The 24,842-nt window shown below is 54.9% G+C and carries 26 protein-coding genes and 2 pseudogenes; 25 read left to right on the plus strand and 3 right to left on the minus strand.

Annotated features, from left to right (window positions below):
• Positions 1 to 204 precede the first annotated feature (204 nt).
• A protein-coding gene (locus DY250_RS06475) for an IS5 family transposase (protein ID WP_115612787.1) occupies positions 205 to 959 on the plus strand; the annotation gives its coding sequence in 2 pieces (ribosomal slippage) (positions 205 to 541 and positions 541 to 959; 756 coding nt in all).
• Here the strand turns inward: DY250_RS06475 and DY250_RS06480 are convergent.
• Entirely contained in the window at positions 943 to 1,272 is a 330-nt protein-coding gene (locus DY250_RS06480; protein ID WP_115611581.1) for a site-specific integrase, read from the minus strand. The two genes, DY250_RS06475 and DY250_RS06480, sit on opposite strands and share 17 nt — an antisense overlap.
• 42 nt (positions 1,273 to 1,314) lie before the next feature.
• On the opposite strand from DY250_RS06480, the gene DY250_RS06485 reads away from it, so the two are divergent.
• Positions 1,315 to 2,110, plus strand: a protein-coding gene (locus tag DY250_RS06485) for an IS5 family transposase (protein WP_115611582.1) whose coding sequence is annotated in 2 segments (ribosomal slippage) — positions 1,315 to 1,680 and positions 1,682 to 2,110 — 795 coding nt in all. Because the reading frame shifts where the segments join, the coding sequence is not laid out codon by codon here.
• Here DY250_RS06485 and DY250_RS06490 read toward each other — a convergent pair.
• Entirely contained in the window at positions 2,094 to 2,447 is a 354-nt protein-coding gene (locus DY250_RS06490) for a hypothetical protein (RefSeq protein WP_147293471.1), read from the minus strand. The two genes, DY250_RS06485 and DY250_RS06490, sit on opposite strands and share 17 nt — an antisense overlap.
• Before the next feature lie 250 nt (positions 2,448 to 2,697).
• On the opposite strand from DY250_RS06490, the gene DY250_RS06495 reads away from it, so the two are divergent.
• The 10 genes from DY250_RS06495 to DY250_RS06540 all read left to right on the plus strand — a co-directional run bounded on the left by DY250_RS06495 (position 2,698) and on the right by DY250_RS06540 (position 11,644).
• On the plus strand, positions 2,698 to 3,027 hold the full coding sequence (locus tag DY250_RS06495; protein WP_115611584.1) for a hypothetical protein: 330 nt from the start codon (positions 2,698 to 2,700) through the stop codon (positions 3,025 to 3,027).
• Positions 3,024 to 4,004 carry a ParA family protein gene (locus tag DY250_RS06500; RefSeq protein ID WP_115611585.1) on the plus strand — a complete coding sequence of 327 codons (981 nt, stop codon included), beginning with the start codon at positions 3,024 to 3,026 and terminating at the stop codon, positions 4,002 to 4,004. The genes DY250_RS06495 and DY250_RS06500 overlap by 4 nt, the downstream gene beginning before the upstream one ends.
• Positions 3,994 to 5,625 (plus strand): ParB family protein, encoded by a 1,632-nt coding sequence (locus DY250_RS06505; RefSeq protein ID WP_172542244.1) that lies wholly within the window; start codon positions 3,994 to 3,996, stop codon positions 5,623 to 5,625. The genes DY250_RS06500 and DY250_RS06505 overlap by 11 nt, the downstream gene beginning before the upstream one ends.
• Positions 5,626 to 5,630: 5 nt before the next feature.
• Positions 5,631 to 6,233 carry an STY4526/YPO1902 family pathogenicity island replication protein gene (locus tag DY250_RS06510; RefSeq protein ID WP_115611587.1) on the plus strand — a complete coding sequence of 201 codons (603 nt, stop codon included), beginning with the start codon at positions 5,631 to 5,633 and terminating at the stop codon, positions 6,231 to 6,233.
• Positions 6,230 to 7,735, plus strand: coding sequence for a helix-turn-helix domain-containing protein (locus tag DY250_RS06515; RefSeq protein WP_115611588.1), 1,506 nt, complete (start codon positions 6,230 to 6,232; stop codon positions 7,733 to 7,735). The genes DY250_RS06510 and DY250_RS06515 overlap by 4 nt, the downstream gene beginning before the upstream one ends.
• A gap of 316 nt (positions 7,736 to 8,051) precedes the next feature.
• Positions 8,052 to 8,495, plus strand: coding sequence for a hypothetical protein (locus DY250_RS06520; protein ID WP_115611589.1), 444 nt, complete (start codon positions 8,052 to 8,054; stop codon positions 8,493 to 8,495).
• Positions 8,496 to 8,508: 13 nt separating this feature from the next.
• Positions 8,509 to 9,215, plus strand: a protein-coding gene (locus DY250_RS06525; RefSeq protein ID WP_172542246.1) for an IS5 family transposase whose coding sequence is annotated in 2 segments (ribosomal slippage) — positions 8,509 to 8,797 and positions 8,797 to 9,215 — 708 coding nt in all. Because the reading frame shifts where the segments join, the coding sequence is not laid out codon by codon here.
• 194 nt (positions 9,216 to 9,409) lie between these two features.
• Positions 9,410 to 9,868: a NanQ anomerase/TabA/YiaL family protein gene (locus DY250_RS06530; RefSeq protein ID WP_115611590.1), complete on the plus strand. Its 459-nt coding sequence runs from the start codon at positions 9,410 to 9,412 to the stop codon at positions 9,866 to 9,868.
• Between the two features lie 19 nt (positions 9,869 to 9,887).
• Positions 9,888 to 10,841, plus strand: coding sequence for a transaldolase (gene tal, locus DY250_RS06535; protein ID WP_115612788.1), 954 nt, complete (start codon positions 9,888 to 9,890; stop codon positions 10,839 to 10,841).
• 104 nt (positions 10,842 to 10,945) lie between these two features.
• Positions 10,946 to 11,644 carry a tetratricopeptide repeat protein gene (locus tag DY250_RS06540; protein ID WP_245951056.1) on the plus strand — a complete coding sequence of 233 codons (699 nt, stop codon included), beginning with the start codon at positions 10,946 to 10,948 and terminating at the stop codon, positions 11,642 to 11,644.
• 70 nt (positions 11,645 to 11,714) lie between these two features.
• On the opposite strand, the pseudogene DY250_RS06545 reads toward DY250_RS06540, so the two are convergent.
• Positions 11,715 to 11,915, minus strand: a pseudogene (locus tag DY250_RS06545) (cupin domain-containing protein); the annotation flags it as partial.
• A 40-nt stretch (positions 11,916 to 11,955) separates the two neighbouring features.
• Here DY250_RS06545 and DY250_RS06550 point away from each other — a divergent pair.
• The 13 genes and pseudogenes from DY250_RS06550 to DY250_RS06610 all read left to right on the plus strand — a co-directional run.
• Positions 11,956 to 12,108 (plus strand): annotated as a pseudogene (locus tag DY250_RS06550) (IS5/IS1182 family transposase); the annotation flags it as partial.
• Positions 12,109 to 12,215: 107 nt separating this feature from the next.
• A complete protein-coding gene (locus DY250_RS06555) occupies positions 12,216 to 13,154 on the plus strand; it encodes a ParA family protein (RefSeq protein WP_172542248.1) in 939 nt (312 codons plus the stop codon).
• Position 13,155: 1 nt separating this feature from the next.
• On the plus strand, positions 13,156 to 15,033 hold the full coding sequence (locus tag DY250_RS06560; protein ID WP_115611594.1) for a hypothetical protein: 1,878 nt from the start codon (positions 13,156 to 13,158) through the stop codon (positions 15,031 to 15,033).
• Entirely contained in the window at positions 15,030 to 15,662 is a 633-nt protein-coding gene (locus DY250_RS06565) for an STY4526/YPO1902 family pathogenicity island replication protein (protein ID WP_172542250.1), read from the plus strand. The genes DY250_RS06560 and DY250_RS06565 overlap by 4 nt, the downstream gene beginning before the upstream one ends.
• Positions 15,655 to 17,283 (plus strand): hypothetical protein, encoded by a 1,629-nt coding sequence (locus DY250_RS06570; RefSeq protein WP_115611596.1) that lies wholly within the window; start codon positions 15,655 to 15,657, stop codon positions 17,281 to 17,283. The genes DY250_RS06565 and DY250_RS06570 overlap by 8 nt, the downstream gene beginning before the upstream one ends.
• Positions 17,280 to 18,494, plus strand: a complete 1,215-nt coding sequence (locus DY250_RS06575) for a hypothetical protein (protein ID WP_147293472.1) — start codon at positions 17,280 to 17,282, stop codon at positions 18,492 to 18,494. The genes DY250_RS06570 and DY250_RS06575 overlap by 4 nt, the downstream gene beginning before the upstream one ends.
• Entirely contained in the window at positions 18,491 to 19,657 is a 1,167-nt protein-coding gene (locus tag DY250_RS06580) for an AcaB family transcriptional regulator (RefSeq protein WP_115611598.1), read from the plus strand. Before DY250_RS06575 ends, DY250_RS06580 begins: the two co-directional genes overlap by 4 nt.
• Positions 19,658 to 20,287 (plus strand): hypothetical protein, encoded by a 630-nt coding sequence (locus DY250_RS06585; protein WP_115611599.1) that lies wholly within the window; start codon positions 19,658 to 19,660, stop codon positions 20,285 to 20,287.
• Between the two features lie 353 nt (positions 20,288 to 20,640).
• Positions 20,641 to 21,225, plus strand: coding sequence for a hypothetical protein (locus DY250_RS06590; protein ID WP_147293473.1), 585 nt, complete (start codon positions 20,641 to 20,643; stop codon positions 21,223 to 21,225).
• Entirely contained in the window at positions 21,222 to 21,938 is a 717-nt protein-coding gene (locus DY250_RS06595) for a DUF2786 domain-containing protein (protein WP_115611601.1), read from the plus strand. Before DY250_RS06590 ends, DY250_RS06595 begins: the two co-directional genes overlap by 4 nt.
• A complete protein-coding gene (locus DY250_RS06600) occupies positions 21,935 to 22,642 on the plus strand; it encodes a hypothetical protein (RefSeq protein WP_115611602.1) in 708 nt (235 codons plus the stop codon). Before DY250_RS06595 ends, DY250_RS06600 begins: the two co-directional genes overlap by 4 nt.
• Before the next feature lie 114 nt (positions 22,643 to 22,756).
• Positions 22,757 to 23,251 carry a single-stranded DNA-binding protein gene (locus tag DY250_RS06605; RefSeq protein ID WP_245951057.1) on the plus strand — a complete coding sequence of 165 codons (495 nt, stop codon included), beginning with the start codon at positions 22,757 to 22,759 and terminating at the stop codon, positions 23,249 to 23,251.
• 15 nt (positions 23,252 to 23,266) lie between these two features.
• On the plus strand, positions 23,267 to 24,832 hold the full coding sequence (locus DY250_RS06610; RefSeq protein ID WP_172542252.1) for a TraU family protein: 1,566 nt from the start codon (positions 23,267 to 23,269) through the stop codon (positions 24,830 to 24,832).
• Positions 24,833 to 24,842: the final 10 nt, after the last annotated feature.

Below are 24,842 nucleotides of genomic sequence, written 5' to 3' on the forward strand. Positions count from 1 at the left end.
CATCAGTATCCTTGAGGAAGTGTTAAAAAAATGGTGGTGGCCTGAAATGTATGCTGCTTAGAATTCGAGCAGATTTGACAAATTCTACCAACAGTGAAAACAAAGGAAATTTTCCTTCATATTTATCTACCTGCACTATTGACAGATTTGCCGAGCATACTTTTTAGGGGCTGTTGACAAGTGTTATCCAAGCCATATCATATGATTATGAAAGAAAGATTAATACTGACCGATGCCCAATGGGCAAGAATTGAGCCCCTGTGTACAGGCAAGGCTAATGATCGCGGACCAACCGCCGATAACCGCATGTTTATAGAAGCCGTGCTGTGGATAACCCGCACCGGCAGCCCGTGGCGGGATTTGCCCAAGGGATTTGGCAAATGGAACAGCGTATTCCAGCGTTACCGCCGCTGGAGCAAAGCAGGGCGCTTTGCCAGAATCTTTGAGGAAATCAGCGGTGAGGCGGATATGGAATATGCCATGGTTGATGGCAGCATCGTCAAAGTCCACCGCCACGGTCAGGGGGCAAAAGGGGGACCCTGAATCAGGCTATAGGTAAATCCAAAGGCGGCATGACCACCAAAATACTGACTCTGGTGGATGCTTTGGGCAATCTGGTGGGATTCCGCCTGCTACCCGGGCAACGTCATGACATTTGCGGGGTTGGACCTTTGATTAGGGACAGGGAATTTGGGGCACTGCTGGCGGATAAGGCGTTTGATGTGGATTGGCTGGTTAAGGATTTGACAGAACGCGGCAGTAAAGTGGTCATCCCGCCGCGCAGTAACCGTAAGGCGGCGCGTGAGTATGACAAGAAGATGTATAAGTGGCGGCATCTGGTTGAAAATTTCTTCTGTAAATTGAAAGAGTTCAAGAAGATTGCCATGCGGGCGGAAAAGACAGATTCGTCCTTTTCCGCCAATATTTATCTGGCTGCTACCGTTATCGCCTTGCGATAATGTCAACAGCCCCTAGCGTCTCAATGATGGTTTGCGCAGCCTCGGCGCTGATGCGCTGATTGCGAGGTGCGGCACCCTTCGGCCTGCGAACCATGTGGAATGGGTTTTCCGGTAAGAGCAGCCCCCAATCCTTCTGCGCGTATGAAAAAATCGCGCTCAAATTATTCCACTCGCGCGTTACCATCGCCGGCGAAACGCACCCGCTACGGTGTTCTTTCCAGGCGACTACATCCTGACGCCCGAACTTCGATACCGGCTTGCGTGCGAGGAGGGGGATAATCAGCGAGGAAGCGGTTGAGGCGCAACCGTTCATTAGACCTCTTGCGAAAATATCCTGAAGATTTACAATCCCCGTATGAAATACGAAAACCTCACCCAAAGAAGCGACAGGGAATTCAAACGGCTCACAGGTGTAACGCCCGTCCTTTTTCACGAAATGCTGCAAGTCATCACAGAAGCAGAAAGCCGGAAGATCAAGTCAGGCAGGCCGCATACGCTCAGCTTGGCAGACCAACTGCTGCTTACCCTGAGCTATCTGCGCCATTACCATACCCAACTCGAATTGGCCGCCATCTACGGCCTTTCCGAAAGCAATGTCTGCCGCACCATCCGTAAAACCGGGGATGCCCTCATCCGTTGCAAACGTTTTTCCCTGCCAAAGCACAAGAATCCGGCCGACCAAACGGTCATTATTGACGTGACCGAAAGCCCGATTGAACGTCCCAAAAAAACAGCGGCAGTATTACAGCGGCAAGAAAAAGCGGCACACGGTTAAAATCCAGGTCGTATACGGCAGAGAAACCGAAAAAATCATCAGCATCCGGACGGGGATGGATGCTCAGCATGACATGCGTTTAGCCAGGAGGCACCTTACAGAGCTTTATCCCTACAAAATAGTCATTGCGGATAAGGGTTACCAAGGATTAGCTAAAACCGGATTGCAGACCCCAAAAAAGAAATCCAAACATCATCCGCTGAACAAACAGGATAAAGAGGCGAACAGGCTGTTAGGCAAACTCAGAACCGTCGTCGAGCACATCAACAGGAAACTGAAGATATTCAAAATATTGTCGCTGCCTTACCGCAACAGGCGGAAACGGTTCGGATTAAGGGCAAATTTGATTGCGGGATTGGTTAATGCGATGGGATGAATATTTTCGCAAGAGGTCTATTGTGTGCCGACTTCTTCAGCGGCGTCACCTCGTCGAGATAACGGCGGATGAGGTACGAGAAGGGCAGGGCGTCCAATGCGCTGAAATCAATCCCGACCTCCAACCGCTCCTCTTCAGCACGTGCCCACGCGAGCGCTTCGCGCTTGGTGTCGAAGTTTTTGGTACGCTTTAACTTCTCGCCATTGACCATTCTGCGGGCGATGCCTTTCCAGCGTTTCCCAATTTTTTCTGCTGACGGCATAGGGGCAAATCCGGGGACAATTTGCCACAAAATAGCAAAGAATGGGGACGAAAGACAAAGAGTAGGGACAAGCATGGCGCGGTTTCCCGCATGGTTGACATGCGGCGCTGGTCAAGCCGATCCCGCGCAATGTCCGGCTGACACGCTAGCCCCAGATTTAGCGACAAAAAACAGACATAATATTCATTCTAGGAAGTTGGGTGCGGTTGAATCTACCCCCCAGCAGCCCTGAATGATTCTCACCCGCTAAGCAGTGGCATATTTTATCGCATGCCGGGTATTGCCGGTTATAGAACCATGCAGTCCATCTCAACGGAGTACATCCATGCCCGGCAACCAGCAACCCCCGCAGTTTCACCTGCTCAACCTGACCGCCAGCCCCGTCCTGGTGCGCATCTATCTCCATCCCGGCATTTACGCCTATTTCCGCGAGGCCGGCCCCGCCAAGAAATTGTCTTCCCGCATCCGCAAGGTGCTCGAAACCGATTTTTTTGCCCATGCCAGTCTTGATGATATCCGCCAGTATCTCGGCCCCTATGAACAGTTGCCCGAGAGCATTCTTGCCCCAAGCGACGATGCGGTCATTTCGACATCGGCCGATGAGCCCGCTGCCGTCCAGGGCTCGCTTTTTGCTACCAGCGGAGGCCGCCCATGAACCTCAATCGCGCACAAAAGCTGTCTCTGGTATCCAGCAAGGGGGGCGTTGGCAAATCCACCTGGGCAATTAACGGCGCTTGTGCCCTGGCCGATATGGGGCTCAACGTCCTCTGCATTGATCTTGACCCGCAGGGCTCACTGAGCAAGTTCTTCTGCACTCCACAAGAACTGCGGCAGGGCCCGGGGCTGGTGGAATTTGTCACCCAATCAGACACTTCCGCCATCCGCAACACCCTTTTCCCCCGCATCAGACTGATTGCCAACAATGATGACGGCGAGACCCTCAACCAGTGGATGCGCGAGGAGTTTTCCGCCTCTTTCGCCCTGAAAACCATGCTGGCCAGGGTGGAGGGCGACTTTGACATCATCGTCATTGATACCCAGGGCAAGGATGGCCGGGGCCAGTTGCAGGAAATGGCGCTGGTTGCCTCCGACATTGTTATTGTCCCGACTACCCCCGACCTCATCAGTACGCAGGAGCTGCCCCGCTCCATCAATATCTATTCCAACGTGGTACGCGGCCTGGCGACAATGGGCTTCACCGACCAGCCGCCGCTGCTGCGCATCCTCATCAACCGCGAAGACCACACTACCGAGACCCGTTCGGCAATCGCCGCCATCCGCAAGAATTTTGGCGCTATCGCCCGTCATATTGCCGTATTGCGCACCACCATCCCGCAACGGGTGGTATGGAAGCAGTGCATCAGCCAGCGTCAGCCGGCGCACCGTCTGGAAACGGTACGGCATGACCCGCGCAGTGCCATGTCGGTGATGGAGGCGGTCATCCACGAGCTGCTGCCGCATTATGCCGATTTGCGTCTTGATAGCAGCAAGGTACCGGTATCATCATCCGATACGGAGAACCCCACCGATGGTCTTCAATCCCCTGCGCTGGCTGCAGCGGCAAGCAACGCATCATCCCGCCCGGAAGCAGAAAGCGGATACGCCGCGCAAGGAGGTCACCATGGTCAATAACGAAAACGCCTACGATGCTGTCCTCGGCAGTATTGACCTCAATCTTGATGCCCTGGCTGATGACAAGACTCTGGTCGGGCGCAATGCGGTCATCTCCATCAATCTTGACGACATCCACGAGTTTGCCCTCAACCCGCGCCGTACTGACAACCCGCTCTTCGCCGAAATCAAGGCTTCCATCGCCACCATCGGCCTGCAGCAGCCGCTGAAAGTGACCCGTCGCCCGGGTGAGGCCGGTTACACCCTCTACGATGGCGGCAACACCCGCCTGCGTGCCCTGAAACAGCTGTGGCAGGAAACGCACGACGAGAAATTCTTTTACCAGCGCTGCCACTTCGTTCCTTATGTCTCGGATGCGGACATACTCCTGCACCATATGGTCGAGAACGAGGTGCGCGGCGAGATGACCCTGCTCGACAAGTCGCTGGCGGTATGGCGTTTGAAAAGCCTCTATGAACAGACGCAAGGCAAAAGCTTGTCGGTGCGCGAGTTGGCCGAGTTGTTGTCAACACAGGGTTGGGCCATTAAGCATAAAACCGTGTCAATCTTCGTTTTTACCGCGCAACATCTGGCTGAGCGTCTGCCACAAGCTCTGGCCGCCGGGATGGGACGCGCAAGAATTGAAGAAATCCGCAAGACCTTCCACGCCATCCGCAAATACGTGGATGAACGATTCGCTGCGCCGCAAACCCTGAGTGGCGAAGCGGCGCAACGCGGCTATCTCGATCACCTTGCCGCCACTGATGATGCCGACTTTGCCGCCGACTGCCTTGATGCGGCGCTGTCGGACTGTTGCGCCGACATCGGCAAGGCCTTCGCCATGGACAAGCAGCTGGTGTATTTCGAGCTGCAACAGCTTTGTGAGACCGGCACCCTCTACCGCAGCGAGCCGCTGGCCGATGTCGCGCAGTTCGAGTGCGATCAGGCCGCACATGCAGCCGCACAGCGGAACCCTGCCCCGGCAGATAGTGAAGCCGGTACGGAGCAGGATGACCATCCTTCCCCCAACACAGCCAGCGACAATCCCCCTACTGGTGCGACTGGCAGCAACCATCCTGCTGACACAGACAGTCATATTCACCCCGCTGGCACAGAAGGTGCGGTATCAACGGTAACAGAACCCCCTGCCCTGTCACCACTGGAAAAAGCCGATGACGTATTGCACGAGCAAATCCGTCATCTGCGTCTGCGCTATCCCCTGGTGCAGCGCCATCTTGATGAACAGCGAGACCCGCCTTTCTGCATCCCCGCCGAACACGCCCTGACCGCTATCCGCGAAGAGCTGGCGCAGGCCGGTTCGCGCCTTGACCCGCTGGATGCGGCCTTCAACGATGAAGAAGCAGTGCTGTACATGGAATTGACCGACCTGTTTGCCGGCTGGTATCACCTGCAATGGGACTACCGCCGTACCCAGGGCGAGGAGGATACCCTGCCCTACTGGGCAGACTGCCTGCAACAGGTACGTGCCATCCAGGCACAGCTGCAGCCGCTGCGTCCCTACCTGTCCGCCCTGCATTACGGCTTCAGCATCCATGCCAAGGGACAGGAAGCGCAGCGCCAGTTTGCCCGTCTCGCTGCTGCCATCCATGATTACCTGCGGGTTGCCAACCGTGAGGAGTAGCCATCATGCAGGACTACGATTACCACATCCAGGCCTTCATCCTGCAACAGTATTGCGCGGCAGCGGCCAATACCCGCCACCACCGCTGGTTACAGCGTAAAGGCTTCTCCGTCGGCATGATTGCCCAGTTGCGCCGCCTCACCCTGGACGCCCAGCAGATTCTGATACGCAGCAGCCCCTTTGATGTGCGGCTCTCGGACATACTCAAAACCCAGCTTGGCCGCCTTGCGGCACGCGATGAAATGGATGCACTGGTCATAACCGCGCTGCGCCTCGGTGCCTCGCGGCGGATGCTGCACGAACTGCTTGGCCTCAGCGAGGCCGAGTACAACCGCCTCAAAACGATGGCAGGGGTACCGAAAGCAGAGCGCAACCGGCCACAATCCCTCTCGCTGGACATGCAGGACATGCTGGCGACCATCCATAACAACCTGTTCAACTGCTACCGCCGTCAGGGCAGCGAGCCGCATCCGCTGCAACTGCTGATCCGCATGGCAGAGGCTACAAACCTCGAACTGAACCGCGTCTATGACGGCTACTACTGCAAGAACTACGCCGTCTTCAGCGGTGAGAAAGACGGGGATAGCAAAGAGGCAGGTGTGGAATGAACAACCTCTACCCCACCCTCTTCATCAGCCGCCAGCAGACAGTGGCAAAGGCACAACCGCCCTCGCCTTTCATCCGCGTGTTGCGGCCGCGCCTCTCGGTCGATGTGGACACCCTGCGTACCATGGACGGCAATGAAATCCGCCTGTGGATGCTCTTCCGTGACATGCAGCAGGGGCGAAACCACATTACCCCCGACCAGCGCCAGATTGCGGAGATGCTTGGCACCGCTCAGTCGAGCATCAGCCGGCGGCTGAAAGTGCTCCGGGCGCTACGGGTCATCGCCCTGCTGCCGCAGATGGCAAAAAGCCGGCGTGAGCGCCAGCGCTACACCGTTTTTGCCGAACCGGCACCGGTTGACACAGTATTGGCGCTGGACAGCAGTTATCTGGTGTTTTTGCAAGAAGAAGGACTGCACGGCAGCAAGCGGCTGCGGCAGTTATGCAGGGACGAACTCTTTGCCCTGCCCCGGGAGCGTTACGACATCTATCTCGACCTGACGGCGGAGGACAGCGCGGTACTGGGGCAGGACGGCAAACATCATGACATCAGCCTGCTGCCATTGTGCAGCGGAGAATCCTCGTTATCCACGAATGAATCACGGGACGGGGACACCGAAATCCCGTTATCCACGGATGCATCACCGTTATCCAAAAATGAATCACGGGACGGGGAAACCGAAATCCCGTTATCCACAGCGGAAAATGGCGGAGATATATATAATCGCGCGCGTACCCGCGCGGACGCGTGCGCACCCACGCGCGTGGTTGAATTAAACCCTACGGGTTTAATAAATCTTCCCTCCAGGGAAGGGGGGTGTGGGGGGAAGGGAGGTAAAGATTTCTCCTTTCTCGCCACAGACTGCTTTGCCGAACTGCTCGCGCCGCTGGAAAACAAATACGGCAAGCCCACCGTGCATGCCGTGCTCAATCTGTTCAAGCGCGGCCACTACACGCATAACGGCCAGGAATTCTCTTTCCGGACCGACGAAGACACCGCTGCCATCGTCCTGCTGGGGTTGCTTGACAGCCGCGTGAACGTGCCGCACAAGTACGCGGAAGCCCTGCTCTACTGCGCACATTGCGGCACACTGACCTACCTCGGCGACCAGCATGTGCGCTTGCAGGCCATCCGCCAACGCCTGCTTGATGCGGAGGAAGCCCGGGAACAAGCGGCGCTGCGCAACAAACTGGCGGCCATCCGCCTGACTGACGGTATGGTACTGCTGGACGGGCAGGGACAAGCCTACCTTCTCGTCAAAGGCGAGCTGGACGGCAAAACTCATGCTGGCAACACTGACGGCGATTTACCCTGGCATGGACGCAGTGTGCACGACGCCAGAGTTGCCGTTGCCCGGGAACATCTGCGCATCGCCGATGAAGACACTACGCAACGGATTGCGGCCGCCCATCAAGCCGGTGCTGCCGCAGAAGCCGCAGCCAGCGATGCCTTCTGGTCGCAAATTACCGGTAGAAGATACCAACCGAAAGCGGGGAATCCCTGATGTGCAGCGGATTTGCCGAAACTTACTGCCGCAGGGATGACCGTGCCGCTATCCCTACTGGGGACAAAATTCCTGCCGGTGGCAAAGACGCTGCCGCTGTGTCGGGGGGACACACTTTTACTGTGGCCGGCATGTCGTTTTGGCTGCGGCAGAACTCCCTTGTTACATCCTGCCCTGCTCAATATGTCGCGATGCAAGTATTTTTTTTCCGTCGTGATGATTCCATTGTTTTTGATTTTCCCTTGGTTCGACCCGCTCCTTCTTCCTTTAAAGGATTAAGGGTAAGGGGGAACCGTTTGCTGTTATCGGAGGTTCTATGATGACTGATACCGACAAAGAAATGCCTGTTCCGGGCAAAGACGCCGCCGCAGAGGCCGCCGGAAATAAAATCGCTGCGACGAAGCACCGCAACCGTTTGGTAACGGAAACGCGCAGCCAGGAGGTGCAACAGTCACTGGATGCACTCGGTGACGATGTCGGGCTGTTGACCCCGCTGGAACAGGACATCATCCACGCCGAGTCGGAGAGTGAGGAAGAGGCAGAAGCAGCCATCGCCCTGGAGCAGGAGGTCCGTCATGCCAAAGCCCTGAGTGAGGCGCAGAAGATGGTGAACCAGGCGACGCCGTCACGCATGTTGCTCGAACGTCCGGCCTGGGGCATTACCGGTGCGGTCGGCGAGCTGCATATGCATTCCAGCTGGCTGCTCTGCATTGGCCGCAGTGTGTCAACCGGTTGCGGTCCGGTGACTAGGGTCCGTTGACAAGTGTTATCCAATGATTATGAAAGCAGGCAAGGCTAACGATCGCGGACCAACCGCCGATAACCGCATGTTTATAGAAGCCGTGCTGTGGATAGCCCGCACCGGCAGCCCGTGGCGGGATTTGCCCAAGGGATTTGGCAAATGGAACAGCGTATTCCAGCGTTATCGCCGCTGGAGCAAAGCAGGGCGCTTTACCAGAATCTTTGAGGAAATCAGCGGTGAGGCGGATATGGAATATGCCATGATTGATGGCAGCATAGTCAAAGTTCACCGCCACGGTCAGGGGGCAAAAGGGGGACCCTGAATCAGGCTATAGGTAAATCCAAAGGCGGCATAACCACCAAAATACTGGCTTTGGTGGATGCCTTGGGCAATCTGGTGGGATTCCGCCTGCTACCCGGGCAACGTCATGACATTTGCGGGGTTGAACCTTTGATTAGGGACAGGGAATTTGGGGCATTGCTGGCGGATAAGGCGTTTGATGCGGATTGGCTGGTTAAGGATTTGACGGAACGGGGCAGTAAAGTGGTTATCCCGCCGCGCAGTAACCGTAAGGCGGCGCGTGAGTATGACAAGGAGATGTATAAGTGGCGGCATCTGGTTGAAAATTTCTTCTGTAAATTGAAAGAGTTCAAGAAGGTTGCCATGCGGGCGGAAAAGACAGATTCGTCCTTTTCCGCCAATATTTATCTAGCTGCTACCGTTATCGCCTTGCGATAATGTCAACAGGCCCTAGTACATTCAGCATGCGAGCTTCTGAGCCTTGTCGTCAAGCAACCCATTGTTATGATTTGAGGTGCTTTTGCCATGAAGTCGAGACTGGCATTATTTATAGTTCCCTGAATTTGTTTCGTTCGGTTATGAAGCATATAATTTAAAACATATCAATGATTTTTAACGCAACCACCTAAACCATGAACATTGATAATTTGCACCATATTGACCCTCGCCGTTATTCCGCACGAATTAATACCGCCCTTGATTGGCTGCGTGCGCAAGATTTTTCTATTCTTGCTGCTGGTTGCTACGACATTGATTCTGGCATGCGAGCTGAAAGATTCGGCCTGACCACCCGCCCCCGCGAAGAGATTACACCTGAAGTACACTGTGACCATATTGATATTCAGTACCTCATCAGTGGGATTGAAGACATAGCCTGCCGGCTTGATGACGGCACTATCGCGCCAAGCGGAGCCTACGATCCCTCGCGGGATGTTGCTTTTTATCCCCAAACCCTGGATGGTGAAAGCCTGCTGCACTTGCAGGCTGGTGACTTCGCTATTCTTTACCCGGGCGAAATTCACCGTCCCGGTTGTGGCACAGGCAACATCGTAGACAAAATTGTTATTAAAATCCGCTTCGATACTCTCTGAACCCTACAACAGGAGCAACATCATGAACCAATTAGATACCCTTAAAGGCATGACAACTATCGTCGCCGATACTGGCGATATTGAAGCTATCCGCAAATATCAGCCGCAGGATGCCACTACCAATCCTTCACTGATCCTGAGCGCTGCTGCCCTGCCGCAATATGCGTCACTCATTGATGAAGCTGTCGCTTATGGCAAGGCACACGGGCACGATCGCGCCTCACAGATTAGTGAGGCTGAAGACAAACTCGCCGTCAACATTGGCCTGGAAATCCTCAAAATTGTTCCCGGTCGCGTCTCAACCGAAGTAGATGCTCGTCTTTCCTATGATCGTGATGCCACCATTGCCAAAGCGCGCAAAATTATCGCTCACTACAATGCCGCGGGCATCAAGAACGACCGTATTCTCATTAAAATTGCCTCTACCTGGCAGGGCATACGTGCCGCTGAAATCCTTGAAAAGGAAGGGATTAACTGCAACCTCACTCTGCTCTTTTCCCAGGCACAAGCTCGCGCCTGTGCCGAAGCGGGGGTAACGCTCATCTCGCCTTTTGTTGGTCGCATTCTCGATTGGTACAAAGCCCACAGTGATAAAAAAGACTATGCCCCGGCTGAAGATCCCGGTGTGCAATCTGTCACCGCAATCTATCGTTATTACAAAGAACATGGCTATTCGACCATTGTCATGGGGGCGAGCTTCCGCAATATCGGTGAAATTACAGAGCTCGCGGGCTGTGATCGTCTCACAATTGCCCCGCCACTACTGGCGGAGCTGCAGGCGAGTAATGCTCCTCTGCCGCGCAAACTGAATGATCCCGGCGTGAGTAAACCCCGCCCTACCCCACTCACCGAGGCCGAATTCCTCTGGCAGCACAACAGTGATCCGATGGCTGTAGACAAACTCGCTGAAGGTATCCGTAAATTTGCTGTTGACCAGGAAAAACTCGAAGCCCTGCTTGTTGCAAAAATCTAAAACACTCAAAAGCCTCTACCACCCCGCTCGCTACTCTTGTCGCAGTGGCGGGGGAACAGGATGGTGCTCTCACCATCTTACGCATTCCAAAACCGATGAAACCCATGAAACTCAACAAAGCCGCTCTGATCCTCGCCTGTCTGCTGACAACCACCACCTACGCCGAGCCCTATCCCAGACTTGATCCAAACAGTCTCATCAACGGCAGCCCAGACAACCCGCCCATCACTGTCAATATCGCCGCGCTGCAAAATGCTCTGCAAAATCTTGGCGATCATGCCGGCGATTATCCACCACGTTTTGATAGCGATACTGACCGTGCACAAGCTATCAAAGACCTCGCCCCGCTTGCCATCTTGCTGGAAGACATGACCAAAAATAGCGCAGCGAGCGGCAAAAAAGATAACGAAGCGCATCTTGCCAGCCTGCAAATGAGTGCGCGCCTCTATTGGATCGGTCATAACCTGGACCAACCAGGTTACGCCGAGAAGGCGCACAACGCTTACGCCCAGCTCCTGAAACTTGCGCCGAAAAACCGTAAAGCTGAAGTCGAAGACGAACTTGGCCGCTTTTTGGCATCCGTTGGTAAAGGTGATGAAGCCGTGCAGTACCTGCGTAACGCCTATAAGAGCGGCTATACCGATAGTGGTTTCCCGCTTGGCATGACCCTTCTCATACAGGGACAAAAAGAAGAAGCCATCCGCATCCTGCAAGACTATGCACAGAAAAATCCTAACGACCCGCGTCCGCAGCAAGTGCTGGAAGCGGTTAACAGTGGGCAGTTTGAAATTCGCCGTGAGTAAATGGTTTATTCTCCGAGTAATATGTCTACACCAAATAAACGTATAAAAAAGCGGGCTGATCAAGACAGCATTATTTCTTTTCTGTCGCACTGGCTTCATTTGTTGCCGGCGGCAATTTCGTCTGCGCAATCACATCGAGAAACACCAGCGGTTCATTGCCATTATTACGCAAGGCATGCCTCTGCCCCGGGCGGGCAATTGTCGCATCACCTGCGCCAACAGCGGTTTCCTTACCATTGCCGTCGGTAAAAATACCTGTGCCGGCAATAATAGATCTATTCGAAAGTATCCCGAAGATTTACAATTCCCGGATGAAGTACGAAAACCTCATCCAAAGAAGTGACAGGGAATTCAAACGGCTTACAGGCGTAGCCCCCATCCTTTTTCACGAGATGCTGCGAATCACCACAGAAGCAGAAAGCCGGAAGACCAAGCCAGGCAGGCCGCATACGCTCGCTTCGGCATAGGTATCTACCTATTTTTACCCTAGGAACCCAAAAGTCAAACGAAACAATACTCTGCCGAAACCTGGCTGCCCTTTGCAAACAGCCGTTTTATGGGGGTATCCGTTATGGCACAAATCGTTCCTTTCATCTCGACCAAAGGCAGCGTCGGTAAGACCGCACTGCTCATTCAAATCGCCGGTTTTATCGCATCTCGCGGCAAGAGGGTGCTGCTGATTGACGCAGATTCCCAGCAGTCACTCAGCGCTTCTTTTGATTACCAACTGCCGGCAAATTTTACCGAGTCCTCGAATGAACATTCGCCAATGTCCTGGCAGGATGTCTTGCAGGCCATGCAATTTGACGGCTTCGGCAAATGGCTGACCGGAGCCGCCACTTCCCGTCAAGTCATCCGCCAGACTAGCGTCGCCAATATCGACATTATCGCCAACGACGACCAAGAGAAATGGATGGTACCGCGTTTCCTGCACAGCGCGGCCGGTGCCGTTTTCCAGTTGGGTGTCCTGATCAAACAGGTCAAAGCAAATTACGACTACATTTTTATCGACACGGAAGGGACTGATGGCCGGGATCATGACGGGCGTTCGGTACAGAATGCGGCCCTGCTAGCGGAGCCGAGCCAGGTCATTTCGGTTACCAAAACAAAAATCCAGTTTGCCATGGAAGTGCTGCGAGTTGTTGATGTTTACAACAACGCGCTGAAGGAATACGCATTTGTCGGTAAAGACTGCCGCCCACCCTTGAAATTCGTTCTCAACGAGCATGATCGAAGTCTCAATATCGCAATTGAAGTTCTGCGGGAATTACAGGAGGCGTTTGCAGATAACGATAGGTTTGCTTGTGCGAGTTTGCTGCAAACCGTGATACCGCTGAAACGAAAGTTCTTTGAAAACTTCCACCGCGAGCGGATTTTTGCCCATCAATACCGTGATTCAAACCAGTACGACCGGATCAATGAGGTCATTCCGGCGCTCGCCATAGAGATTTTTCCGGAGCTGGCTGATACGTCCCATGAACCGGCAGAACAACAGGTAAATGGAGGTTGAGATGTCCGATATGCTGAATTTCGCGCGAAACGTGGCAAGTCCGGACGGAGCCACAGAATCGGTGAGGGTTATTCCTCTGGACATCAGTGAAATCGAGTGTTCCCGCTTCAACCCCCGCACCTCCCGTGGGGTGCATTATGAGAGCACCAAGGAATCGATCCGTAACACCGGACTGCAAAATATGCTGACGGTCACGAAGCGGCCCGGGGACGAACATTATTCCCTCTACTATGGCGGCAACACCCGCCTCACCATCTTGAAAGAATTGGTGAACGAGGCTCTGGCCAGCGGAGATGAGGATACGGCGAACCGGCTACGCTTGCAGCAATGTCGTTTTGTTCCCTATACCGATGATCTCGACGTGCTGGTCAAGCACATGGCAGAGAACGAAGAGCGTTCCGGCATGACTCTGATTGATAAGGCCCGGGCGGTCTTTCAGATACGGGAGATGTATCTGCAACAGAAACAGGTCGAAAGTGTCTCTCAACGGGATCTGGTCAGTTTCATTCACGGCTTGGGTTGGACAAGGGTCAATCAGCCAATCATGACTGAACTCAATTTTGCCTATCAGGAATTACAGGATGTCATCCCATTGGCATTAGCCGCAGGTCTCGGCAAACGCAAAATTACGCAACTGCGCCTTTGGCTGCGCGATATTGATCAGTTTGTGACCTGGCTGGAAGAAAAGGGTGTCTTGCAGCGCACCGTGCAGCGTAATGGCGAAGAGGTTTATGAGACTTACAACGCCGCGCAGGCCCGGGCGCTGTATTTCTCAGTGCTGGCGGAATTTGATACGGATTTAAGTGATGACCCGGCCATGCCGGAGGATGTCACGGTTATCAATCGCGTGAGCGGGGACGATGATGAAAGCGGCAATAACCGCCTTATTGATTTGGCTTCCTTCTTCGAGCAATACCGTTACAGGCTGGCAGACATCCTGATGCAGTATGACCCGGGACTGAATTCGGCACGTATTCATTTCGAGGTCGAGCAGATTCGCAAAACCGGCAAGGTTGGCGAAGAAGTCCCGATGGAAGAACTGTGGCGGCAAGCCCAGCAAACATCAAACATGCCACCTGCCAATTTCCCAACACCCCGTAAGCCCAGGGAAAGCAAAACCGGAGGAGAAGAAGAACCGCTCTCCGGAGAGTCCGAATCGACTGAATCAGGTTTCGAGAATAGTACTGCTCCGTCAGATGGGAACGCTGCGACACCGGTACTGGCTGAAGAAGATAATACTGTAACAGCCGCAAAGCCGGACGGCACACTCACCATGCTGTCGGAACGCTACCCAAACCGGGTTCAGATGCCTTTCGGTCCTCCGGTACAGCTGCCGGACAAGAAGCTGCCCTGGGATCGCTATAACGAGAGTATTGGGCAGGAGTGTAAAAAACGGCTGCGCTGTCTGCTGGATAACTACGATACCGGCGGCCTATTGCACGAACTCATCCGGCTGGATGGGGATGCCGCCGAAACCCCTACCTTGGTCAATGCGCCCTATTTTTATCTGACACTGGATAACGGGGAGCAATTCGAACGCATGGAAAGACTGCTGACCGAAGGCAGCGAGCATGAACGTTATGCGGCTCTCTACTGCTTGCACCTCTGGCTGTTTTATCTGGAGCAGGTGTTTCATGCGGAAACTAACGACCAGCTGTCGGAAAGTGAACGTGCCACTTATGACAATCTTCGTTTACTTTGGCAGGAATACGCCCATCATTTCGCCGATTGTCAGCTGCAGTGCCGTATTGGTCTGCTTTACAGGCGTGGTAAGGACGCCATCAACCGCTTCAACCTGATCGATAAAATCATCATCGAATACCAGCTACTGCTATGGGCAATCGAAACCCGTCCCATCGATCCACCGGAGGGAACATGAATGAGCCCTTTACTACCATTGACCGGGACATCAGCGGCAGGACCGCTTTCACCCTCCTGACGGAACTCATTCTGGCGGCGCAACAAGGCAAAGACTTCTACCGTCAGCTGGGTATCAGCCGGGAGGCATTCAACAATCTGTGTTCCCTGAATATTGCCGAGCTGTCTAGTGTGGCCCGTAACCCCATCCTGCGTCTCAGTGTTGACGAAAGGGTGCTCAATCTGGCCATTCAGGGAGTATTGGCCAGACGCAACCGGGATGATTTGTTGAAACAGGCTATGCTGCATGGAGCTTCACGCAGCGTGATGGCCCGTTACGCCAATATGTCTTACAACGCCTTCAACAAGCAACGCAATGAGCTCGGGATAGAGGAAATACGCAGTCGCCCGGTACGGCTCAGTGACCGTGAGTATGACGACCTGATTGAAGCGCATCGCTACTATGGCAGTACGCATTCCCTGCATCACAAAGGGGATCATCTGCGCTGTCTGCTTTTTTTGTCCGAACGCTGCAATATCGATATTAACCGGGTGTTCTGGTACTACTACAGCGATAACGAGCATCTCTTTACAGGGCAAAAAATCCAGACCGCGTCTCCCAACGACGCAGAGGTGACGACCTATGCTTGACCGCTTGCGCGATAACCGGCAGCTACAAGAACTGCGTTCCCTCATGCAAGGTGACAATCTGGGCCGGGAAGATCTCATCGTATTTACCGGGCGACCAAGCGTCATCATGCCAGGCGAACTGGTTTTTGACCGAGATCTTTCCGGTGATGACAAAATCTACTGGGCAGCGCTACGTTTTATTTGTTCCGAAGTGGGTGAAATCAAGCGGGTGCCGGATCAGGGCACCCTGGCCGACCGTCTCGGCAAGTCGCGCCAGTCCATCAGCAATTATCAAAAAATGTTGCGGGCAACTCGTTGGATATCCGTTATTGACAAGATCGTCGTCAATAACCTGCCTACCCGCTACAGCTATGCCATCCATGATCTCAGTATCAGCATTGAAGATGCTTGCAGGTTTGACCCGGGATATATGGCGTTCATCCTGGCCGAAGCAGAGAACAAAAGTGTCGAACGTTTATATCGCTACTGTCGCCGTCTACTTATCGAACTGGATGACGAACTGCTTACCCTGCTGAATAGCGAACAGGAGGCTGTCCGTCAACGTGTCATCGAAGAAAAAGTAGCCCTCGCTGTCAAAAATCCTGGCAGCGGGGAAACCTCCGCTGTCAAAAATCCTGGCAGCGGGGAAACGTCCGCTGTCAAAAATCCTGGCAGCGGGGAAACCTCCGCTGTCAAAAATCCTGGCAGCGGGGAAACCTCCGCTGTCAAAAATCCTGGCAGCGGGGAAACCTCCGCTGTCAAAAATCCTGGCAGCGGGGGAGCCTCCGCTGTCAAAAATCCTGGCAGCGGGGAAACCTCCGCTGTCAAAAATCCTGGCAGCGGAGCAGAAAGCGGGGATGTATATATAACCGCGCGCGAGCACGCACATACGCGCACGTACACGCGCGCGCCCGGTGGAATTAAAACCTTTGGTTTTAATACTTACTCCCATCCTTCGGATGGGGGGTGTGGGGGGAAGGTTGATGAAAAATTCACTTTTCTCGAAAAACCACTCTTCGCTGAACTCCTGAGCCGACTGAACCGCAAGTATGGCAAAGGCACCATGCGGACCTTGCTTGGCTTGCTGAAACGCGGCCATTACCGGTATGACGGGGTAGATTTTTGTCATTGGGCGGACGAGGAAGACGTGACGATGATGCTGGTAAGCCTTCTCGGCCAGCGGGTTAATGCGCCAGGCAAATACGTTGAAGCATTGCTCTACCGCGCCCACTGCAACGAACTCACCTACCTCGGCGACCAGCACGCGCAATTACAGGCTATCCGCAAGGAGCTGGCGGACAGGGCATTACAGGAACAGGCGGCAGCGGTGCAGATCGGTGATGGCAGCGTCCTGCTCGATGAATACAATCGCGCCTACTACGTTGCCGGAGAGTATCTGGACGGCGAAACCCTGGTCAGGGACAGCCAAACCAGCAACTTTGGGCGTATCAACGGCGGCCTGTGGCACGGACGCAGTATGAAAGAAGCCAAATTGGCGATTGTGCAAGGCAAACTACGGGTAGCGGATGATGCGACTACACAGCGTATTGCAGCAACATACCAGCGTAAACGGGCGGAAGAAGATGCAGCCACGGAAGCGTTCTACCGCAACCTGCACGCAAACACGGGTAAATCGACATGAACGGTGGATTGTTGTGCAGCGGCAAAGAAAATGACGTTGGTTCTTACGGTGACGACACCCCGGGTGTAACTTTTTTCGGCACGATGGACGGGCTGCCGACTTATACCAGTGGTATAACTTTTTCCGGCACGATGGACGGACTGCCGAGTTACATCAGTGGTGTAACTTTTCCCGGCACCGACTTCGCGGCTGATACCCGGGGTATCAAAACCAACACCGGCTCCGCAGTTGATACCCGGGGTATCAAAACCAACACCGGCTCCGCAGTTGATACCCGGGGTATCAAAACCAACACCGGCTCCGCAGTTGATACCCGGGGTATCAAAACCGGCACCGACTTCGCGGCTGATACCCGGGGTATCAAAACCGGCACCGACTTCGCGGCTGATACCCGGGGTATCAAAACAGCCACCGACTTCGCGGTTGATACCCGGGGTATCAAAACCAACACCGGCTCCGCAGTTGATACCCGGGGTATCAAAACCAACACCGGCTCCGCAGTTGATACCCGGGGTATCAAAACAGCCACCGACTTCGCGGTTGATACCCGGGGTATCAAAACAGCCACCGACTTCGCGGCTGATACCCGGGGTATCAAAACAGCCACCGGCTCCGCAGTTGATACCCGGGGTATCAAAACAGCCACCGACTTCGCGGTTGATACCCGGGGTATCAAAACAGCCACCGACTTCGCGGCTGATACCCGGGGTATCAAAACAGCCACCGGCTCCGCAGTTGATACCCGGGGTATCAAAACAGCCACCGACTTCGCGGTTGATACCCGGGGTATCAAAACAGCCACCGGCTCCGCAGTTGATACCCGGGGTATCAAAACAGCCACCGACTTCGCGGTTGATACCCGGGGTATCAAAACAGCCACCGACTTCGCGGTTGATACCCGGGGTATCAAAACAGCCACCGACTTCGCGGTTGATACCCGGGGTATCAAAACCAACACCGGCTCCGCAGTTGATACCCGGGGTATCAAAACAGCCACCGACTTCGCGGTTGATACCCGGGGTATCAAAACCAACGTCGGCTTCGACGCTGACACCACTGATGTCAAAACCAATACCGACTTTGCAGCTGACACCACTGATGTCAAAACCGGACTTCAATGCTTCCCCCTTCCACCCCTTTTGTCATGCCGTTCATGGCAGGGATCCTTTTTTCCCATTTCCCATCTCACCATTGCAGGTAAAACCTTATGACTACGAATGAACAAGAACCCCAAACCGTCTCCCCGGATGTGTCAACTGAGACAGGTAGCACTTTAGATCTGCCCCGGCAATCTGCGAGCATTGGTAGTGCGTCTTCTGCGGACGGCTCTGTGGCGGAGGTATCACCTGAATCAGCCGAAACCTCATCCGCTGTTTCAGGTAGTGCCAATGCATTGGCTGAATCAGCACGGTTACATGCGTCAACTGAATCAGGGAAGGATGACCAGTTGTCATCTGGCGCAGGAAGTAAGACCAGTGGTCTTTCCCGCGAAGCCCGTACGCGCAGGCTGGTCGATAACCGGCTGTCATCTGAGTTGCGCAATGCTAAAAACGAGGCTGCCACCGAGGGCGTAACTTTATCGCCGGCAGAATTGCGGAATATTGCTGATATTGCCGAAAGTGAGGAGGAGCAGCAGGAACTGCGTCAGGAAGCTGAAGGTGAGAAACTGCGCCAGCAAGCAATGCGCAAGGCGAAACAGGCCGTCAATCCCTCGGTGCCGGCTGAGATGTTGATCAAGCGTCCGACATTTGGGCAGGTGATGGGAGCTGTGCAATTCCATATGCGGGATTCATACAGCTTTCTTCTTGGACGTAATCGCGGTAGCAAGCATTTTATTGCCGGTCTGTTTGAAGCAGCGGCATCGGTCAATCAGGTGGTGCGCGGCTATCACGCCGGCTGTCCTTATGCTGCTTGGTATCTGGTGCAAATCGAAGAATTGATGGTTCAGTTCCGGACAACTTTGAAAGTGGTGCGGCAGGAAGCAGAGAACTTGATCGCCCAGACAACATCTATCCGTATGGAGCCTTATACCTCGAAAGGTCCCTCGGATGTGCACCTGGTTTTCAAGGTGAAGTACGGCTTCCTTTTCACGGATCTGCTCAAGCAGTACGACGAAATTTTGCGGATGGTCCGGGCCTATATGGATGCCGGTTTTATCAATCGGGACGAGTACAAGGCAATAGAGGGCCGGATGGGCAAGCCCTTACGCCGTCTGTTCTATTTGCCGGGGCGGTGGCGCTTTGTCGGACGGGATGCCGTGCTGCAACAAACCGCCCCTTTCTTAATTGCCGAACAGCAAATGGGGATTTTACCGGAAGGATACTTGGACGGTTCGCTGAAACCAAAACTGATTGAACTGCGTCGGGAGGATTAAATGCGGCAAGAAGAGATGTTTAACCCGGGTTTTGGTAAGAGCCGTCATGCTACGCAGGATTTTTGCCTTAATGCTATGGGTGATAAGAGCGTTGATGCTATGGGATTTCCTATTCCTTTAAAGGAAAGGGTAAGGGGCATGCGGCGTGCCGATCTCGAATCCTGCCGTTTTTACTATTTAACGGAATTGGATGTCATCCGTTCACACATGCTTACCTTACGCCAGACTTTCGGCACTAAACCCTATCGTCGGGGTAGCGCCAGCGTCACCCTGCATGCATGGACGGCACGCCAAGCGACAGATACGGGATTACCGCAAATTCCACAGCTGCGCTGGTATTGGCAAATCGGAGGCAAACGGATTTACCAGATGCTGCCATTTGCCGAAACACTGGAGAATGCCGATAAACCCGGTTATGCCTTCTTAACTCAGTTCTTGGATGACCTTTCTGCCGTAAGGCCATTGCTGGAGGAGGTGATGGCAACTGAATCATATCGGGTTGAGTTGAATTTTCGTCGTCAGCATTGTCGGCAGATTGTGTTGTCTCTCGGGAATTTGCTTCAGACAGTACAGCTCTGCGACAGCATGCGGGTAGATAACTGTCTCAATACCCATTCCATTCGCCGTTGATGGTAATAGCGAAGCCATTACCGCTTTTCCTTCAATATGTTATTGGATTCTATACGATGCACATCCAGGCAAACACAACAAAGGACACAGGTATGATGACGGGATCACACCAGTCCGCCCCCCGGGCTTGCAAATCAAGACGACTCGCGGGCAAGCACCCGGCCTTTCTGGCCGTACTGCTTGGCTGCAGCCAAGTGCTGAACCCCGCGCAAGCGGTTGAGCAAGGCACGTTCAGCTGGCAATACGCCGGCTCCCTTGCCCAGCCTGCCACAGGTGGGGCTGCGCAAGCAGCAACCGGGACAGCGGACACTCTTTCTCCCAGCGCGCAACAGGTTGCGCAAGCCGAAGCGTCTGTGGCAGTCGCCAATGCCGGATTACGTCTGGCATTCATTGATAGCTCGGCTGCCTCACGTCGCTGGCTGGACAAATACACCGATTACTTGGTCAAGAAGAGAATCCCAGTAATGGTACTGGAAGGAACTCAGTCAGACCTGGAACAGCATTTTCGCGGTTATGCCCAAAAGGGGCTGATGGTTGGCATCGGCCCTGAGCCACGCATCTTCCTCGACGGCATGTTGCAGAGGCTCGGTATCACCACGATTCCGGCGGTCGTGGAAGGTCCGGTGGTGTGGCAGGTCAGGGAAGTGGTACCCGAAGCCGCATTCTCTGCCTCTCTCCCTGGTTCAGGTGGGAGAGCCGGTGCTGCTACAGAGGCCCCCTCCACTACGCTGGAACAGGGTGGCAATCAATCGGCTGCCCTGGAACAGGACAATGATGCCCAGCAACGTGCCCTGGAACAGGCTTTACTGCAGCAATATCAAGCTGAGGAAGCGCAACGTGCCAGTGCAGAGGTGCGCGCGACCCTGGAACAAAATTTACCGAAGTCTCCTTCAGCAACAGAAGACGTGACTCCGGCGACCGGTAGGGGTACGCCATGACGGACAACACCGGTAAGCCCAAGCTCACCCCCGAACTACTGCAGCGCATCCGCAAATGTCTGGCGCTGGCTAAATCGGACAACCCGCATGAGGCGGCTGCCGCGTTGCGCCAGGCGCAAAAGCTGATGCAGATGTACGGCCTCGGTAACGAGGAAATCCGGCTGGCGGCGATGGGGGAGAGTGCGGTCGGCAACCGCAGCGCCTCCCTCCCCAAATGGCATGGCTGGCTGGTCTCTACGGTCGCCCGGGCTTTTGGCTGCCAGAACATTATCTCCGGCGGGCTAGGCGGGACGCAGATCCTCTTCGTCGGCCGCCATGATCGCTGCGAGATTGCCGCTTACACCTACACCGTCATGCGCCGCCATGTGCTGGCCGCGCGACAACGTTTTATCTCTTCGCTGCCACCCCGCTGCAAGACGCACACCAAGACCCTGCGCGCCGACAGCTACTGTGAGGGCTTTGTCCTTGCCCTGGCGGAACAGGCAGAGCAACTGGCGATGGAGGACGAAGAACAGGCTGTGCTGGAAACCTATCTGCAACGCCGCTTCGGAATGCTGGGCAAGGCCGGTTATGCCCGGGATACGGCGAATGCACAACGTGCCCGCAACAGACAGCCCGATTACCGCTCCAGTGGTTATCACGATGGTCGGCAGGTTGAAGTGCGTCGCGGTATGCGCGGCAGACGACCGACTTTGTTGGAGCAGCAACCATGAGTGCCTTTCAGCCTTCTCTTTTCCGACCCGACAGGGGACAGGGCAATTTCCTGCAACCTCTGCCCTTGCTGGCAATGAACCGGTCGGTACGCGCCGCCTATGCCGATGATCATGGCGCCGAGCCGATGCCCCGCGATGACCGCCCGGAGGGTCCGGTATTCGCCTATATCGAACTGGACATGCTCTGCATGCACCCCTGCGAAATCAAAACCTATCTCACCCTGCAAGCCGGAGAATCCCTGGCCGGCAAGCCCGCCCGGGACGGTGCTTATCCCGGGTTACGCGTCCTCGCCAAGTGGAGTCTGGAGGACAACTGGCGGCAGTTCTTCCTCAGTCTGCTGGTGTTGCGCTTGCAGGGCATTGTTTTGATGCCTTTATCCGGGCCGGTAATGACCCTGCTGGCCGAATTGGAAGAGCAAGACGGATGTCCCTGCACCCTGTTGATGCTTCGCCCGACGGTGAGGGATTTGCTGGCTGCCGATCCGAATTTGTTGGCGTTTGCCCGTTCCTGTCTGGCACAGCAAGAGGAACTGCGCGCCTGGCTGACCCGGGCTCCGGGCAGGAGGGACAGTCTTTCACGGCAGGATTTGTTCAATCTGCTGGCAGGGCGCAAGAAAACCGCACATGACAGCATGGATGATGTCTGCACCCGTCTGATCGTGCATGCCGACCACCTGGTCCGGACCGTGGACGGCGGGCACTGATGCGGGCAGTCACCGCTATTTCCCTAACTTCACCCCTTTTCGACTTTACCCGATAACTTAACCCAACATAGGAGTAACACCATGGCAACTCGAGGCGTAAACAGAGTCACGATCATGGGCCACCTCGGCAACGAGCCCGACGTACGCTACATGCCGAACGGCGACCCCGTCGCCAATTTTTCCATCGCCACTTCGGAAGTGTGGACAGACAAGGCGACGAAGGAAAAGCGCGAACATACAGACTGGCACCGCATCGTCGCCTTCCGCAGGTTCGCCGAAATCGTGGGCCAGTTTTGTCACAAGGGCACCAAGCTCTATATCGAGGGCAGGCTGCAAACCCGTAAATGGACCGATCAGAACGGCATCGACCATTATGTAACCGAGGTCATCGCCAATAACGTGCAACTGGTCGACTCGAAACAGGGCAGCAGCTACCCACCGCCGCAAGGCGAAAAACGCCCTCCGGCGCAAGGAAATGCCGCAACCGCAGCTGGAACAAATCCCCAGGGATCAAAGCAAACACCGCCGGGGCCGGACATGGATGAAGAACCGCCACTGCCCAGTGAAATCCCAAATTACGACGGGATGGATGACGATATCCCGTTCTGAGGGAGGAGGATGCGCATGAAGTACTGTAATGCAAAGAAACGCAGCCGGCATATGACCGGCGGACGCAAGACCCTTTCTGCCGCCATACTGGCCGCTGTTCTTAGTGTGGTAGGGGGGATGGCACCCGCCCTGGCTCAGAGTAGCACTTCCGGCACCAGTCCAGCCGGGAATGCGACCGACCAAACCCCTACCATCGTCACAGCCGAGGATGTGGCGAACCTGGAACCGATGTCACCCGGATTTACGTCCATGGAGCTCGCAGAAGCGACCCTGGAACAGTTGCCGATGTGTCTGGAGTACAAGATCACCGGGATTACGCTACGCGTCATCATCACCCCGTGGTTTGTCTACTATTTCTGGACGCCCCACGTCGAGCACTACTCACCGGATTTGCTGGCAATGAGCCATGCTGAACTTAACGCCATGCCGTGGGTCGAGTACAACGCGCTCTTCGGCGAGGCGTATAAACAGGTGAGCAATGTGCTTTTTGCCAAGATCCTCAGCACCCTGTTCGGGCTGCCGCAGACCGAAATCGGTGGCGGACGCTATCTCGACAAAGGATGGGGAAAGCATCAGGCCGTGCAATTCACGGAATCCACCATCGTCGGCAACCCGGTGGCGATGTTCATCGATGCTTTTACCTTCAAGGGCATTAACCTGCCGCAGCCGGCGGACAACAGCAACCAGAATACCAAGCGCAGCAACCCGAGTGACGAAAAACAGTCCGGTAACAAAAGCGGAGGTAATCGCGGCGGACGGACACCCTCGGTCGGCGGTCAGAGCTCGGGGAACGGGAACAGCGGCCCACAGGTCCCGACAGACACCGTGAAGAACTGGCTGTCGAGCTGGGCGAATGGCAATACCAACTGGTTGCCGATATTCTCGCAAAACCTCGGTTACACCCAGGTGATGATGATGATGGCTAACAGCCCTGTCGTGCAAAGCATCAAACAGCTGATGCAGCAAATTGACGCGGCGCTGTCGAGCATCAATGGCAAAGTCGGCGATTCGCCTTTCTGTCCGGTTAATGCTACACCGTTCGAACCCTATTACCTATCCGGCCTTGATGCCTATGCCTGGCGGCTTGGCTATCCGGTAGCCGACCCCGATAAGTCGCTGACGATCATGAACCCACTCTCCCGCGACAAGATTGCCCCGTCATCCGAAGAGGATTATGGCAAGGTGCTCTTCAACTTGCCGCCCGAACTGGTGAAGTTCCTTACCCCGCGCTGGGGGCACGTCTATCCACGCGAAGGGGCGCTGGATCAGCCAGATACCAGCAAACACGGCGCAGTCGTCGCCGAACGCGGACGTAGCCTGCTTGCCGAAAGCAAGAAGCCACTGAACCGCATCTACCGTATCCCGAAATACATCATGAACGGTGCTGCCTGGTCGAAGATGCACCCCGTACAAACGATCTGTCACCGTAACATCGCCAATACCGGCGCAGACATTGAAAAGCACTCACGCTATGCGTGGACATTGTGGACTTCGCATGACTGCGACCTGTTCCGACATGGTATTCCGATTGTCACCGTGCCGATTGGGCCGATCTATGTCACGCCGGCGATACCGGAATAAAGTAATAAAA

It is taken from the genome of Cardiobacterium valvarum, from assembly GCF_900460955.1.
Taxonomy (GTDB): Bacteria; Pseudomonadota; Gammaproteobacteria; order Cardiobacteriales; family Cardiobacteriaceae; genus Cardiobacterium; species Cardiobacterium valvarum.

What these genes read in the sequence shown, in the direction of transcription:
- DY250_RS06480 (WP_115611581.1), bottom strand. Translation starts at nt 1,272, where the DNA reads ATGAACGGTTGCGCCTCAACCGCTTCCTCGCTGATTATCCCCCTCCTC.
- DY250_RS06490 (WP_147293471.1), bottom strand. Translation starts at nt 2,447, where the DNA reads ATGCTTGTCCCTACTCTTTGTCTTTCGTCCCCATTCTTTGCTATTTTG.
- DY250_RS06495 (WP_115611584.1), top strand. Translation starts at nt 2,698, where the DNA reads ATGCCCGGCAACCAGCAACCCCCGCAGTTTCACCTGCTCAACCTGACC.
- DY250_RS06500 (WP_115611585.1), top strand. Translation starts at nt 3,024, where the DNA reads ATGAACCTCAATCGCGCACAAAAGCTGTCTCTGGTATCCAGCAAGGGG.
- DY250_RS06505 (WP_172542244.1), top strand. Translation starts at nt 3,994, where the DNA reads ATGGTCAATAACGAAAACGCCTACGATGCTGTCCTCGGCAGTATTGAC.
- DY250_RS06510 (WP_115611587.1), top strand. Translation starts at nt 5,631, where the DNA reads ATGCAGGACTACGATTACCACATCCAGGCCTTCATCCTGCAACAGTAT.
- DY250_RS06515 (WP_115611588.1), top strand. Translation starts at nt 6,230, where the DNA reads ATGAACAACCTCTACCCCACCCTCTTCATCAGCCGCCAGCAGACAGTG.
- DY250_RS06520 (WP_115611589.1), top strand. Translation starts at nt 8,052, where the DNA reads ATGATGACTGATACCGACAAAGAAATGCCTGTTCCGGGCAAAGACGCC.
- DY250_RS06530 (WP_115611590.1), top strand. Translation starts at nt 9,410, where the DNA reads ATGAACATTGATAATTTGCACCATATTGACCCTCGCCGTTATTCCGCA.
- DY250_RS06540 (WP_245951056.1), top strand. Translation starts at nt 10,946, where the DNA reads ATGAAACTCAACAAAGCCGCTCTGATCCTCGCCTGTCTGCTGACAACC.
- DY250_RS06555 (WP_172542248.1), top strand. Translation starts at nt 12,216, where the DNA reads ATGGCACAAATCGTTCCTTTCATCTCGACCAAAGGCAGCGTCGGTAAG.
- DY250_RS06560 (WP_115611594.1), top strand. Translation starts at nt 13,156, where the DNA reads ATGTCCGATATGCTGAATTTCGCGCGAAACGTGGCAAGTCCGGACGGA.
- DY250_RS06565 (WP_172542250.1), top strand. Translation starts at nt 15,030, where the DNA reads ATGAATGAGCCCTTTACTACCATTGACCGGGACATCAGCGGCAGGACC.
- DY250_RS06570 (WP_115611596.1), top strand. Translation starts at nt 15,655, where the DNA reads ATGCTTGACCGCTTGCGCGATAACCGGCAGCTACAAGAACTGCGTTCC.
- DY250_RS06575 (WP_147293472.1), top strand. Translation starts at nt 17,280, where the DNA reads ATGAACGGTGGATTGTTGTGCAGCGGCAAAGAAAATGACGTTGGTTCT.
- DY250_RS06580 (WP_115611598.1), top strand. Translation starts at nt 18,491, where the DNA reads ATGACTACGAATGAACAAGAACCCCAAACCGTCTCCCCGGATGTGTCA.
- DY250_RS06585 (WP_115611599.1), top strand. Translation starts at nt 19,658, where the DNA reads ATGCGGCAAGAAGAGATGTTTAACCCGGGTTTTGGTAAGAGCCGTCAT.
- DY250_RS06595 (WP_115611601.1), top strand. Translation starts at nt 21,222, where the DNA reads ATGACGGACAACACCGGTAAGCCCAAGCTCACCCCCGAACTACTGCAG.
- DY250_RS06600 (WP_115611602.1), top strand. Translation starts at nt 21,935, where the DNA reads ATGAGTGCCTTTCAGCCTTCTCTTTTCCGACCCGACAGGGGACAGGGC.
- DY250_RS06605 (WP_245951057.1), top strand. Translation starts at nt 22,757, where the DNA reads ATGGGCCACCTCGGCAACGAGCCCGACGTACGCTACATGCCGAACGGC.
- DY250_RS06610 (WP_172542252.1), top strand. Translation starts at nt 23,267, where the DNA reads ATGAAGTACTGTAATGCAAAGAAACGCAGCCGGCATATGACCGGCGGA.